Below are 12,741 nucleotides of genomic sequence, written 5' to 3'. Positions count from 1 at the left end.
ATGGCACTCTCCTTCGAAATGTTTGCCGTTGCTCTTTCAATTTAGTATATAAAATTTTGTACCGGAATTCAAGCCGAATTTACGGTTTGACCATCTGCCATTTAACCCTGACGATACTCTACATTGCATAATCACTACGAAAGAGACGTACATTGTCACTACATTTTCTTCCTGACAGGAATCCATATCTCTGTATAGTAATTCTCGTCACTTGTTCCCTTCGGATACTTGTCCGGCGCGTCATACATCTCAACACAGTATCCCGCAGCAAATTCATAATCCTGCAGTGCCGGAAGCCACTCGGAAAATATCTTGACATTTACATCCTGCATGGACTCCGGGAGTGAGCCCTTACATGGAAAGACCGCCCATGTGAACGCAGGAATGGTCCTCACAGTATACCCTTTGGGGATCTCTGCCGCCGGATGATAAACATCCGCGATCAGATATTCGAACTGCTCGTTCCCCATCTGCGGGTCGATATTGATACCGAACATCCCCCGTACATGTTCACATCTCCCCGCGGTATAATGCTCCTGCCAAAACATTGAAACCGCCTGCTGTGCATTCTCATAACTGAACTCCTTTGATACGCCCAATACCGTAAAAGCCTCTTTTTTCGTAATTCTGTAATCCATAACATAACCACCTTTCAATGCAATTGTGAGTTTCAGCGGTGCGAAGGTCTTAAGCATCGTATAATTCCTGCGCACTGCCAGAGGCGTTGACCCATGAAACCGCGAGAAAGACCTTGTAAAGCTGTCCGGAGAATCATATCCATACTTCATGGCAAGCTCCATGACCGTAACATCACTGGTAATCAATTCCTCTCCCGCAAGCGCCATTCTGCGCTTTCTTATATATTCCATAACGGAATATCCGCACAGCATACTAAACCCCTTGTGAAAATAAAAAGGAGACATATTGACACTGTCCGCCACATCATACAGAGTAATGTCTTCTGTGATATGCCTTTCAATAAATCTAACTGCTTCACTGATTGCTTCTGCCCATTCCATAATGACCAACCTCCTTGCTTCCAAATATACACCTGTTCCTCTCATCTGTCCCGTCATTGTTTGTTTTCTTTTGTCGTTTTTCTTTTGTCTGGAATTTTCTTGAATTTTATGTCGAAAATTGTTATGATATAGGAAATGTGGTATACGCATTAGAATATTAACACAAAAAGGAGGGAGTATTTGTGTCTAATGAATTGAATATTACCAGTGGAGAAGCCGCAGGAAATATCGCAGAGACGTCTACAGGGGAGAATACAGGGGTTATAAGCGATAACAAGATTGTTCCGATTGCGAATAAAACAAACGCTGTTGAACCTGCCGCTGATCCTATACCATCGGCCGCCGATGCCGGGGCTTCTGTTCCCGCTCAGGCAGCACCGCCGGTGATACAGGCTCCGGTACCGGATGTTCAGACATCGGCAGTTCCGGCCCAGCCCATCACCGGGAGTACAGCCACAACCATTCCGGAGCAAGCCGCATCAGAGAACCAGGCAGCGCCTCAGACGGCAACAGAGACCCAGACATCTGCGGCTTCATCCCAAACCACTGCTGAATCTTTGGCACAGAGCAAAGCACAGGAGTCTGAAGCTGCCCCAAAACGTATTTCCAGTACTTCTTCGTACAGAGAAGACCGGGAAGATTCTTTTGATTTCGACGAGGACGACAGACCTAAGAAGCGTTTCTTCCGTTCCCGTCACGAGGAAGAATCTAGAGATAAGCTGATCCTTTCCCGCATCAATGACGATGACCTCTTAGAGTATCTTGCCCTTGAACAGCGCAGGCTTGAATTCCTGCAACAGGCCAAGGAAACCCGTGAGAAACGGCTTCTCATGGCATTCCAGCTTCTAATCTCACTGGCAGCCATCGTTGCGGTTACCTATCTGTTGAAAGATAATCCGACGATACTCATAAGTATCCTTTATATTGTGGGAATCATCGCTGCTCTAATCATATGGAAGAATCCTCATGATAAGGGAAAATGGAGACATTGATGATAGAATATTGGAATATAACTATGCACGCCCGGATTGTTATTAATCTGGACGTGCATTTTCAATTCAGTATATTATCGCAGAGATATTTATTTCGCTTGCGCCATTGAGAATAATGTGTCTTGTAAAAGTTTAGAGAAATTGATATTATTTTTTTCAGCAAAAGTATTCAGCCATGCAGGAATAGTAAGGTTCTTCCTTACAGCTTTTTCACCATATTTTTCCTCATAGGCATCAATGTCCAATAATAACATATTTATCATACACCCATTTTCAGCAGTTATTTCAGAATAGTCTGAAGCATGCGGGATTTTTTCTCCGTCTTCAAGTTCTCCTAATATCCAACCGCTAGCTGCGTCAATCCCCATTTCAATAGCTTGTTCTAAGTTTTTTCCCTCTGTTACACAGCCAGGCAAATCCGGAAATTCCACCATATATCCACCGCTTTGATCTGTAAAAGGCTTAAATACTGCCGGATAAATTAATTTCAATATATTCACCTCCATTAATATCGTTTGAGCAATGAGCTTAAAGCCCCGCTTGTCTCATAATTGATTTTACTGTATCAGGATTCAAATCCCCTCCATGTTCCGGGATTGTAACTTTTCCAGGCATAGTCGGATGTTTGTACTGATGGTGTGATCCTTTTTGCTTTACTTGATACCATCTTTGCCCCATTATAATGCGCATTATGCGCATTGTCAATATACGAATCAGAAATTTAATACATCCCCGCCAGAACCACGCTCGCCGCTAGCCCGGCAAATGTAGCAAGCATCGCCCCCGTAAGCGTATACCTTGTCTTCGTCACCTTTGCCGTCATATAATAGACACTCATCGTATAGAATATGGTCTCCGTACAGGACATACTGATCGACCCGATCAACCCGATATAGGAATCCGTTCCATGCTCCTTGAACAGATCAAGCAGAAGCCCCGTAGCCGCAGAAGATGAGAACATCTTCACCACCGTCAGAGGCACAAGTTCTCCCGGGAAACCTATGTATTTCGTGAATTCCCCGATCAGCTCCGACAGGAAATCCAGGAAACCGGATGCCCGCAGGATTCCCACAGCCACCATCAGCCCCACCAGCGTCGGCATGATCTTGATCACGGTAAAAAACCCGCTTTTCGCCCCCTTAATAAAGGTGTCATATACATTCACCTTCATCATGATCCCATAACATACGATTCCGAAGATCACAAGAGGTACGATAAAATCCGTCATATACAGCAATAATTTCACAAGGCATCCCAACTTCTGCTAACATTTATTTTATTGTATGAACCATCTCCTCGTTTTATACGGATAAGTCAGGACCGCAGGCTGCCCGTGAAAAAAGCTGCCCATAACCTATGAACAGCTTTTTTACAATCATCATATATTTTTAGTAAGATTTGCCCCAGTAAGCCATATGCTTCGCCGGTTTCCCACACCAGATACACTTGTCTGAGATCATATCCTCATCCTCGATCAGACATCTGGTCGCCGCGCCGCCCGTCACATACTTCACTTCGCCTTCACACTCCGGATCACCGCACCAGCAAGCCTTCACGAATCCGCGGTTCGCCTTGAACTTCTCGGTCATCTCGTCCATCGTAACCGCCGTGTCGATGTGGCTCTGAAGGAAATCATCCGCCCTGTCGTACATATCCTGCTGGATCGTCTCGAGGATCTCCCGAAGCTTCGTCTCGATCTCATCCATGGATACCACGATCTTCTCGCGGTTGTCACGGCGTACAACTACTACCTGGTTCTTCTCGATCTCCTTAGGCCCGATCTCGATACGGGTAGGTATTCCAAGGATCTCCTGCTCTGAGAACTTCCATCCCGGACTCTTCTCCGAATCGTCGATCTTCACTCTGTAGCCCGCCTTCTTAAGCGCCGCCAGCAGCGCGTGCGCCTTATCAAGCACGCCTTCCTTGTGCTGTGCGATCGGAATGATCCGGCACTCAACCGGCGCAACATGCGGAGGCAGTACCAATCCGTCGTCATCACCGTGAACCATGATCAGGCCGCCGATACTTCTCGTGGACCATCCCCAGGAAGTCTCATAAGCACTCTGTAACTGGTTATTCTTATCCACATACTTGATGTCGAACGCGTCCGGGAACCCGCTTCCGAAAAAGTGGCTGGTCGCAGACTGCAGCGCCTTGCCGTCGTGCATCAGCGCCTCTATTGTATAGGTATCCTGTGCTCCCGCGAATTTCTCATGCTCCGCTTTCCTTCCTGATACAAAAGGCATCGCCATCGTCTCTCTGTAGCAGTCCTCATATACATGCCACATCTGGATGGTCCTCTCCTCTGCCTCTTCATAGGTTGCATGAAGCGTGTGACCCTCCTGCCACAGGAACTCTCTGGAACGCAAGAAAGGTCTTGTCGTCTTCTCCCAGCGAAGAACAGAATTCCACTGATTCCATACCTTAGGCAGATCTCTGTAGGAACGTACAGACTTCGCCCACAGATCACAGAACAACGTCTCTGATGTAGGACGGAAGCACATTCTCTCCTGTAATCTCTCCATACCTCCGTGAGTTACCCATGCAACCTCCGGTGCGAAGCCCTCTACATGGTCCGCTTCCTTCTCAAGAAGGCTCTCTGGGATCAACGACGGCAGATATACATTCTCTACGCCTGTCTCTTTAAAACGTCTGTCCAGATCCGCCTGGATCAGTTCCCAGATCGCATAACCATTCGGTAAATAGTTAAGGCATCCTTTTACACTTGAATAGTCGCACAGTTCAGCCTCACGCACAACATCCGTGTACCACTGTGCAAAGTTTTTATCACGAGGTGTGATATTTTTTACTAACTTTTCCTTTGCCATGTTTCTCTTCTCCTTTTCTTCTCCGTCAGGGCCCCTGCCCCGCGATTCTAATATACACGCTCGGAAGTTCCCGGCTGCATTTTCCTATGCTGCAGAGCGGTCTTTGCTGCTCAATATTACGCAGGACCGCTTTTCCGGCATAAAAAAACACCAAACCATCGACTCCCTCTGTCAACAAAAGGGACCGAAAAGCTCGGCGGTACCACCCTAGTTAACTGCGACCCTTTCGCAGTTCTCTCTTAACCGTCATTAACGCTGACGAACGCTGCATTTTCACACAGCGGCTCCAAGGTAGGTTCATCACAAGTCAATCCAAGAATCTCTCAGCCGCGGACTCTCTCTCTGTGGGATCTCTTCTGCAATTACTATTCCTCTTCACAGCCAAACCCGCTTAACGCAACTAACATTGCCGGCGGGTTATTCGATTAAACGTAATTCTAATAGACAATGGGCAATTTGTCAAGGAGATTTTATCACCTTCCCAATATATATACAAAAAAGGTCAGATACGCCAATAAGAACAGCGCCCCTTCATTCCTTCTTATCTCCCGCTTGGAAAGCGCCGCCCCGTACACGATCAGGCTGGCCGCGATCAGGATCAGTGTATCATATACCGCCGTAACGTCAAGTACGATCGGCGTGATCGTCGCGGATACACCAAGGATCAACAGAATATTGAAAATATTAGACCCTACCACATTCCCAACCGCAAGGTCGTTCTCCCCTTTGCCTGCCGCCACCATAGACGTCACCAGCTCTGGCAGCGACGTCCCAAGGGCTACGATCGTAAGTCCGATAAATGTCTGGCTCAAGCCGAACCTCACAGCGATCCCCGTGGCGCTGTTCACCACCAGTTCCCCGCCCAAGACAATCCCCGCAAGACCGCACACGATATATACCGCACTTCTTGCCGGAGTCAGCACCTTATATTCCTCTCTGTCTTTGCCTGCTTCGCCTTCATCTTCATCCGTTCCGTCTCTGGATGTGAGCGCCTCTCTCACGGTCGCGTAGAGGAACATCCCAAACAGAATCAAAAACAACATACCGCCCCATCTTCCCAGTACGAATGTCCCGCTTCCGCTTAATACCTTCGTGACAGAAAAATCAGAATTCAGCAGCAGCAATATGACCGCAACGAATATCGAGAACGGAAATTCCTTCTTTAGCAGAGACCATTTTGCCTGCACCGGGTTCACAAGCGCACAGCAGCCCAGGACAACCAGCAGATTGAATATATTAGACCCCAGTACGTTACTCACCGCAAGATCATTCTCCCCCTTAAGGGCCGCGGTGACACTGACCGACAGCTCCGGCATACTGGTCCCAAACGCCACGACCGTCAACCCGATAATGATCGTCGGCACCTTCAGGATACGCGCCACGCTGGAACTCCCGTCTACAAAATAATCGGCCCCCTTGATCAGCAATACAAATCCCAGAATCAACAATATATAATCCATAATCCCAATCCTCATTCTATCTTTTTCTATTTGCATATTTTAACAGATTATGCTTAAATGATAAGAGCAATTCCAATTAAAGTCAAGGAGAAGTTACATCAATGAACTCACGCACCCAATTTCCGGAAATATTATACGAAGACGCACACATCCTGGTATGTGTCAAGCCTCATGGAACCGCTACCCAGAGCCGGCAGGCCGGGAAGTCCGATATGGTGAAGCTGCTGAAAAACTACATTTATCAGAATGCTCCGGACAAAGGCGAACCCTATCTGGCTGTCATCCACCGCTTAGACCAGCCGGTGAAGGGCATACTCGTCTTCGCAAAAACCCCTTTTGCCGCCAGGGAATTGAACCGCCAGCTTACGCATCAGGGATTCGGCAAATACTACCGGGCGCTTGTGGAAGGACGGCCGCCCAAGGATGCAGACACCCTGGAAGATTATATGGCAAAGGATAACCGGACGAACCTGTCTTATATCTGCGCCCATGATACCGCCGGCGCCAGGCTTGCGAGGCTTTGCTACCGCGTTGTCCCTGAAGACAGGCGTTATTTTCGGGAGCCGTCCGGCGATCCGGCCAATCGCGGTATCTTGGGACCGCAATCCGGTACGCCAAGACCGCTGCTTCACGGGGATCATACGGAACTTGAGATCCGTTTGGACACCGGCCGTCACCACCAGATCCGCGTGCAATTATCACATATGGGCTGCCCTATCGCCGGCGACACCAAATATAACCCCAACTGTAATCCTCACGGCTCCTTCTGGCAGAACATCTGCCTGTGCGCCTGCCGCCTTGAATTCCGTCATCCGCAAACCCGTGAATTGCTGCAATTCCGATTGGAAAATGCCGTTATATAAAGAGAGAGAGGGATCAATCCCTCTCTCTCTTTTACTCTTCGTTTTCTTCCAGTGCTTCTTCGTATCTCTCGAGTATAATACTCTGTATACGTTCCCGCGTTCCAGAATTGATCGGATGCGCGATATCTCGATACTCTCCATCCAGTGCCTTCTTACTAGGCATGGCAATAAAAAGACCTTTCTCACCTTCGATGACCTTGATGTCATGTACTACGAACTCATCATCCATGGTAATAGACACAACAGCCTTGAGCTTGCCTTCTTTTGCCACCTTTCTCACTCGTACATCTGTGATCTGCATTTCACTTGCCCCTTTCTTTTTCGTGCACTAACATATCGATAGAATTCTTTCGCAAGTCTCACCAGATATTGAGGAACTGTGCAGAAATAATCTGTACAGCTCCCAAGTAGTCCGCACACTCGAAACAGCACTACAGCGCATATCTCTCGTTCTTCTCAACAACTACTTTAACTCCATTTGCTCCAACATGCCGTGTGTTCGCTCTGATTGTATCGCGGCTTTCAACGATGCAGTTCTCAATGTAAGTATTATCCCCTAGATACACATCATTCAGAATAACTGAATTCTTGATCACACAATTATTCCCGACGAATGTCTTCTTGAATAAAACAGAATTCTCGACCGTACCATTAATGATACTTCCACTCGCCACAAGACTGTTCTTTACGATCGATCCTGGATTATACTTTGCCGGCGGCAGGTCACTCACCTTGGAGTAAACTTCCGGGTCCTCCTTGAAGAAATAATTCCTCACTTCCGGCTTAAGGAAATCCATGTTCGTCTCATAATAAGCCTCTACCGTTGATATGTTGCTCCAGTAATCTTTTATCTCATAAGCGTACATCCTCTTCAGCTTCTTATATCTGATCAGGATATCCGTTACGAAATCATGTCTCTCTTCCTCTGCGCAATGCTCGATCAGATCGATCAGAAGTCTCCTTCTGATAATATAGATCCCGGTCGATATCATATCCGAAGACGCCAGCATAGGCTTCTCTTCGAATTCCTCAATGCGCATGGTCTCATCCATCTTCAATATTCCAAAGCGGCTGGCATCATCATTCGGGTTGCGTCTCTTGCAGACGACCGTCACGTCTGCCTTCTTCTCAATATGATATTCCAGCACCTTATTGTAATCCATCTTATATACGGCATCCCCGGATGTGATGATCACGTAGGGTTCATGGCATTTCTTAAGGAAATCCAGATTCTGACAGATCGCATCTGCCGTTCCCCTGTACCAGTATCCGTTATCTGCCGTTATCGTCGGGGTAAATACATAGAGTCCCCCCTGCTTCCTTCCGAAGTCCCACCATTTGGATGAGTTCAGATGTTCATTCAGTGAACGGGCATTATACTGCGTCAGGACCGCCACCTTCTGGATATGTGAATTCGACATATTGCTCAATGCAAAATCAATCGCCCTGTAGCTTCCCGCAACCGGCATGGCCGCGATCGCCCGCCTCTGAGTCAGCTCACGCATCTTAGGACTGTTGCCGCCTGCTAAAATAATACCTACTGCTCTCATACTCGTCCACCTGCCTTTATCAATGTCTCTCCGCTCTCCAGGATACCGCCTGGATAGTCTTCTCTCGCTGTCAATCCGCTGATGGCCGTATTCTTACCAACCTGTACTCCGTCCGGAATCACAGAGTTCTCACCCACCGTTACAAGGCCGAATGAGTAGATCGCCGGCTTAAGCTTATTCGGCACATCACTGCCGATCCCGAATGTTACATTGTCACCGACCACACAATTCTCTGCAATAATCGACTTGTCGATCACACAGCCCTTCCCGATCCGGACGTCCTTCATAATAATAGAGTCCCTGACCACCGTGCCCTCTTCGATCGTTACGCCTGATCCGACCACGCAGTTATGCACCTCTCCGTATACTTCCGAACCATTGCCGATAATACTCCTGTCAACCACAGCCTGTCCGGAAATATACTGCGGCGGAAGGATCCCGCTGTTCGTATAGATCTTCCAGTATTCCTCGTAGAGATTGAATTCCGGAATAATATCGATCAGCTCCATATTCGCTTCCCAGTAAGACCCCAATGTCCCTACGTCTTTCCAGTATCCGTTATACTCATACGCGAACAGCCGTCCTGTCTTCTCATGGCAATACGGTATGATATGCTTCCCGAAATCACAGCCCGGTACATTCTCCAGCGCGATCAGCGCCTCCTTCAGTACCTTCCAGGTGAAAATGTAGATCCCCATGGAAGCCAAGTTGCTCTTAGGCTCCGGCGGCTTCTCCTGGAACTCTGAAATCTTGCCCTCATTGTCCGTCACCACGATACCGAATCTGCTCGCTTCCTCCTTAGGCACCGGCATAGCCGCGATCGTCACATCTGCATGGTTCTCCTTGTGATAATCCAGCATCACCTCATAATCCATCTTATAGATATGGTCACCGGACAGGATCAGCACATACTCCGGATTAAATGTCTCCATATAATCAAGGTTCTGGTATATGGCGTTCGCCGTACCCGTATACCATTCACTGTTGCTGCTCTTCTCATAAGGCGGAAGAATCGTAACTCCGCCGAAATTACGATCCAGATCCCACGGAATACCGATTCCAATATGTGTATTCAGTCGTAACGGCTGGTATTGCGTTAGCACACCGACAGTATCAATTCCTGAGTTAATGCAATTGCTGAGCGGGAAGTCAATTATCCTGTATTTGCCTCCGAATGCAACGGCCGGCTTAGCCACTTTTGCCGTGAGGACTCCTAATCTGCTCCCCTGGCCTCCTGCAAGCAGCATCGCTATCATCTCTTTTTTCCTCATGTCATCACCCCTTCTCAGTAGTCTGGTTTTCATTATACCACATATTTCGCTCTTAGTGAACAATCTTTACAAAAAAATTGAATAATTTGTAAACATTTTATTAAAATATCACAAAAAATTTTGACTTGGTTTTTTTACCATATATGTATATAATAATATGAATAGAATATTATTTTTATGACCGCTATTTTTTTATGAGGAAGGTATCTTATGTATAAAATTAATTTTCAACAGCCTGTACACGTACACTTTATCGGCATTGGCGGCATCAGCATGAGCGGTCTTGCCGAGATCCTGCTGAAGGAAGGATTCCGCGTCTCCGGATCCGACAACAAAGAGTCCGCCCTGACACATCATCTGGAGAATCTGGGCGCCGCCGTGTTCTGCGGGCAGAAAGCTTCTAATATTATATCCGGGATCAACGTCATAATATACACGGCAGCGATCCGCGAAGACAACGAAGAATACCAAGAGGCAAAGCGTCAGGGACTTCCTATGCTGAGCCGCGCCGAGCTTCTCGGCCAGCTTATGACCAATTACGCTACTCCTGTTGCAGTATCCGGCACCCACGGCAAGACGACGACAACTTCCATGCTGTCCCATATCCTGCTTGCCGGCAAGAAAGACCCGACCATCTCCGTTGGCGGCATCCTGAAGGCCATCGGCGGCAACATCCGGGTCGGAGGTTCGGAAGTATTTGTCACGGAGGCCTGCGAATACACCAACAGCTTCCTGCATTTCTTCCCTAAGATCAGCATCATCCTGAATATTGACGCGGACCATCTTGATTTCTTCAAGGATCTTGACGACATCCGCAACTCTTTCCGCCGGTTCGCCGCCCTTCTTCCAGAGGACGGGACCCTGATCGTCAACGGAGCCATCCCGGATCTTGCCGAGATCACGGACGGTTTGCGCTGCCGGATCATAACATACGGCAATGATCCTTCTTATTGTTACAGCGCCGGGAATATCTCTTACAATGAGATGGGCGAAGCTTCCTTTGACCTGTCCAAAGACGGGAAATATATAGATCGGATCTCTCTTTCCGTAGGCGGAGAACACAATGTATCCAATGCGCTGGCGGCGATCGCGGCAGCCGGACTCCTGTCGGTTCCTCCCGCTGCGGTCAGGGAAGGCTTGAAGGATTTCCGCGGAACAGACCGGCGTTTTGAATACAAAGGCGAGAGAGACGGCGTTACCATCATCGACGACTATGCGCATCACCCGACAGAGATCAGGGCTTCCCTGGCAGCCGCGCGCAATTACCCCCACAGAGAGCTCTGGTGTGTCTTCCAGCCTCATACCTACACCCGTACTAAGGCGCTTTTCCCGGAATTCATCGACGCCCTGGCGGATACCGATCATGTGATCCTTGCCGACATCTATGCCGCAAGGGAGACGGACACGCTTGGAATCACTTCGGAGGAGCTTGCCAAGGCGCTGAGGGCGAAAGGCTGCGATGCATATTACTATCCTTCCTTCCGTGAGATCGAAGATTTCTGTGTGGAAAGATGCCAGAACGGGGACTTGTTGATAACTATGGGCGCCGGAGACGTTGTAAACATTGGGGAAGAGCTTTTGAAGCGTTAGTTATCCACATTTTCCACAGATTTTTATCCACAAAAAACATGGATTTTGACTCAAAAATTACTTTTTTGTCCGGCCTTCTGATGCTATAATAGCTCTTACGAATGAACCAACCGCAAAAGGAGGCTTGGCATAAATATCATGACGAAATTAACCCTGACTAATTACGCACAGTGCAATACCACTGTGCTCGAGAATGAATTTATAGACCGTTATATGCCCATGGCGAACGGCGAATACGTGAAAGTATATCTCCTTCTTCTGCGTCACATGAACAGGACGGAAGGGATTCTGTCAGTCTCTGAGATGGCAGATATCCTGGAATGCACGGAGAAGGATATCCGCCGTGCATTAAAATACTGGAAGAATATGGATCTGGTGGATTACCATGAGCAGTCCGAGACGGACGAGCCGCCGGCTCCATCTCACACGCCGTCAGTCTCTGCGTCCTCCGATGCTCTTCCTGACACTGACACGCCGCCGGCTTCCGTACCGAATATCCAACAGTACCGGGAACGCAAGGAATTCAAGGAGCTGCTCTTTGTTGCGGAGCAGTACCTAGGCAAGACACTCTCGTCTGTAGATATTGATACGATCACTTACTTCTACGATACGCTCCATATGTCGGCCGAGCTGATCGAATATCTGATCGAATATTGTGTCGAGAACGGTCACAAGAGCATGCACTATATCCAGAAGGTTGCCCTGTCCTGGAGCGAACAGAAGCTCACCACGGTATCTGCCGCCAAGGCGAGCGCCGTTCTGTACAACAAGAACTGCTATTCCATACTGAACGCCTACGGTATCAAGGGCCGGGCTCCGGCTGCTGCCGAGACCGCCTACATTAAGAAGTGGAATGACGAGTACGGATTTTCTCTGGATATCATCTTAGAAGCCTGCAACCGGACGATGAATACCATTCACCAGCCGAATTTCGAATATACCGATACGATCCTTAAGAACTGGGCGGACAAGCAGGTCCGCTGCCGCAAGGACATTGACAGCCTGGACGCTGATTTCCAGAAGGAGAAGGAACGCCGCAAGAAGCCTGCCGTCAAGCCGGCAGCCGACGCCAAGGCCAACAAGTTCAACAATTTTACCGGACGGTCTTACGACATGGATTCCCTGGAGCGGCGTTTGGTCCAACAGTAACTAACGGGCTGCATACTGT

The 12,741-nt window shown here is 48.3% G+C and carries 13 protein-coding genes and 1 other annotated feature; of the genes, 4 read left to right on the top strand and 9 right to left on the bottom strand.

Annotated features, from left to right (window positions below; genetic code table 11):
• Positions 1–158: 158 nt before the first annotated feature.
• Positions 159–1,019, bottom strand: a complete 861-nt coding sequence (locus VSQ62_RS05240; protein ID WP_334633579.1) for an AraC family transcriptional regulator — start codon at positions 1,017–1,019, stop codon at positions 159–161.
• 182 nt (positions 1,020–1,201) lie between these two features.
• Between VSQ62_RS05240 and VSQ62_RS05235 the strand changes: the two genes are divergently transcribed.
• Entirely contained in the window at positions 1,202–2,011 is an 810-nt protein-coding gene (locus VSQ62_RS05235; RefSeq protein WP_334633576.1) for a hypothetical protein, read from the top strand.
• Between the two features lie 89 nt (positions 2,012–2,100).
• Here VSQ62_RS05235 and VSQ62_RS05230 read toward each other — a convergent pair whose 3' ends face one another.
• From VSQ62_RS05230 to VSQ62_RS05210, 5 genes are all read right to left on the bottom strand, one after another.
• Positions 2,101–2,511: a type II toxin-antitoxin system HicB family antitoxin gene (locus tag VSQ62_RS05230; RefSeq protein WP_334633575.1), complete on the bottom strand. Its 411-nt coding sequence runs from the start codon at positions 2,509–2,511 to the stop codon at positions 2,101–2,103.
• Between the two features lie 28 nt (positions 2,512–2,539).
• Positions 2,540–2,689, bottom strand: a complete 150-nt coding sequence (locus tag VSQ62_RS05225; RefSeq protein WP_350339909.1) for a type II toxin-antitoxin system HicA family toxin — start codon at positions 2,687–2,689, stop codon at positions 2,540–2,542.
• A 43-nt stretch (positions 2,690–2,732) separates the two neighbouring features.
• Positions 2,733–3,257, bottom strand: coding sequence for a spore maturation protein (locus VSQ62_RS05220; RefSeq protein ID WP_334633572.1), 525 nt, complete (start codon positions 3,255–3,257; stop codon positions 2,733–2,735).
• A gap of 142 nt (positions 3,258–3,399) precedes the next feature.
• Complete coding sequence (gene proS / locus VSQ62_RS05215; RefSeq protein ID WP_334633570.1) at positions 3,400–4,839, bottom strand: proline--tRNA ligase; 1,440 nt, start codon at positions 4,837–4,839, stop codon at positions 3,400–3,402.
• A 176-nt stretch (positions 4,840–5,015) separates the two neighbouring features.
• Positions 5,016–5,227: a binding site (T-box leader), on the bottom strand.
• Between the two features lie 85 nt (positions 5,228–5,312).
• Positions 5,313–6,299: a calcium/sodium antiporter gene (locus VSQ62_RS05210; protein WP_334633568.1), complete on the bottom strand. Its 987-nt coding sequence runs from the start codon at positions 6,297–6,299 to the stop codon at positions 5,313–5,315.
• Positions 6,300–6,400: 101 nt separating this feature from the next.
• Here VSQ62_RS05210 and VSQ62_RS05205 point away from each other — a divergent pair, with 101 nt between their 5' ends.
• Entirely contained in the window at positions 6,401–7,162 is a 762-nt protein-coding gene (locus tag VSQ62_RS05205) for an RluA family pseudouridine synthase (protein ID WP_334633567.1), read from the top strand.
• Between the two features lie 31 nt (positions 7,163–7,193).
• Here VSQ62_RS05205 and spoVG read toward each other — a convergent pair whose 3' ends face one another.
• The 3 genes from spoVG to VSQ62_RS05190 form a co-directional block, all read right to left on the bottom strand.
• Positions 7,194–7,463: a septation regulator SpoVG gene (gene spoVG / locus VSQ62_RS05200; RefSeq protein ID WP_334633566.1), complete on the bottom strand. Its 270-nt coding sequence runs from the start codon at positions 7,461–7,463 to the stop codon at positions 7,194–7,196.
• 130 nt (positions 7,464–7,593) lie between these two features.
• Positions 7,594–8,712: a glucose-1-phosphate adenylyltransferase subunit GlgD gene (glgD, locus tag VSQ62_RS05195; protein ID WP_334633565.1), complete on the bottom strand. Its 1,119-nt coding sequence runs from the start codon at positions 8,710–8,712 to the stop codon at positions 7,594–7,596.
• Entirely contained in the window at positions 8,709–9,983 is a 1,275-nt protein-coding gene (locus VSQ62_RS05190) for a glucose-1-phosphate adenylyltransferase (RefSeq protein ID WP_334633564.1), read from the bottom strand. The genes glgD and VSQ62_RS05190 overlap by 4 nt, the downstream gene beginning before the upstream one ends.
• A gap of 210 nt (positions 9,984–10,193) precedes the next feature.
• On the opposite strand from VSQ62_RS05190, the gene murC reads away from it, so the two are divergent.
• Positions 10,194–11,573, top strand: a complete 1,380-nt coding sequence (gene murC, locus VSQ62_RS05185; protein ID WP_334633563.1) for a UDP-N-acetylmuramate--L-alanine ligase — start codon at positions 10,194–10,196, stop codon at positions 11,571–11,573.
• Between the two features lie 138 nt (positions 11,574–11,711).
• Entirely contained in the window at positions 11,712–12,722 is a 1,011-nt protein-coding gene (locus VSQ62_RS05180) for a DnaD domain protein (protein WP_334633561.1), read from the top strand.
• Positions 12,723–12,741: the final 19 nt, after the last annotated feature.

This window comes from Sporofaciens sp. JLR.KK001 (assembly GCF_036941055.1).
Lineage (GTDB): Bacteria > Bacillota > Clostridia > Lachnospirales > Lachnospiraceae > Sporofaciens.
Note: the sequence above shows the minus strand (reverse complement) of the source record. Positions and strands in the feature narration are given on the sequence as shown.

Bases quoted from the DNA above. Each gene is read 5' to 3' on its own strand.
- VSQ62_RS05240 (WP_334633579.1), bottom strand. From the start codon at position 1,019: ATGGAATGGGCAGAAGCAATCAGTGAAGCAGTTAGATTTATTGAAAGG.
- VSQ62_RS05225 (WP_350339909.1), bottom strand. From the start codon at position 2,689: ATGGGGCAAAGATGGTATCAAGTAAAGCAAAAAGGATCACACCATCAG.
- proS (WP_334633570.1), bottom strand. From the start codon at position 4,839: ATGGCAAAGGAAAAGTTAGTAAAAAATATCACACCTCGTGATAAAAAC.
- VSQ62_RS05210 (WP_334633568.1), bottom strand. From the start codon at position 6,299: ATGGATTATATATTGTTGATTCTGGGATTTGTATTGCTGATCAAGGGG.
- VSQ62_RS05205 (WP_334633567.1), top strand. From the start codon at position 6,401: ATGAACTCACGCACCCAATTTCCGGAAATATTATACGAAGACGCACAC.
- spoVG (WP_334633566.1), bottom strand. From the start codon at position 7,463: ATGCAGATCACAGATGTACGAGTGAGAAAGGTGGCAAAAGAAGGCAAG.
- glgD (WP_334633565.1), bottom strand. From the start codon at position 8,712: ATGAGAGCAGTAGGTATTATTTTAGCAGGCGGCAACAGTCCTAAGATG.
- VSQ62_RS05190 (WP_334633564.1), bottom strand. From the start codon at position 9,983: ATGAGGAAAAAAGAGATGATAGCGATGCTGCTTGCAGGAGGCCAGGGG.
- murC (WP_334633563.1), top strand. From the start codon at position 10,194: ATGTATAAAATTAATTTTCAACAGCCTGTACACGTACACTTTATCGGC.
- VSQ62_RS05180 (WP_334633561.1), top strand. From the start codon at position 11,712: ATGACGAAATTAACCCTGACTAATTACGCACAGTGCAATACCACTGTG.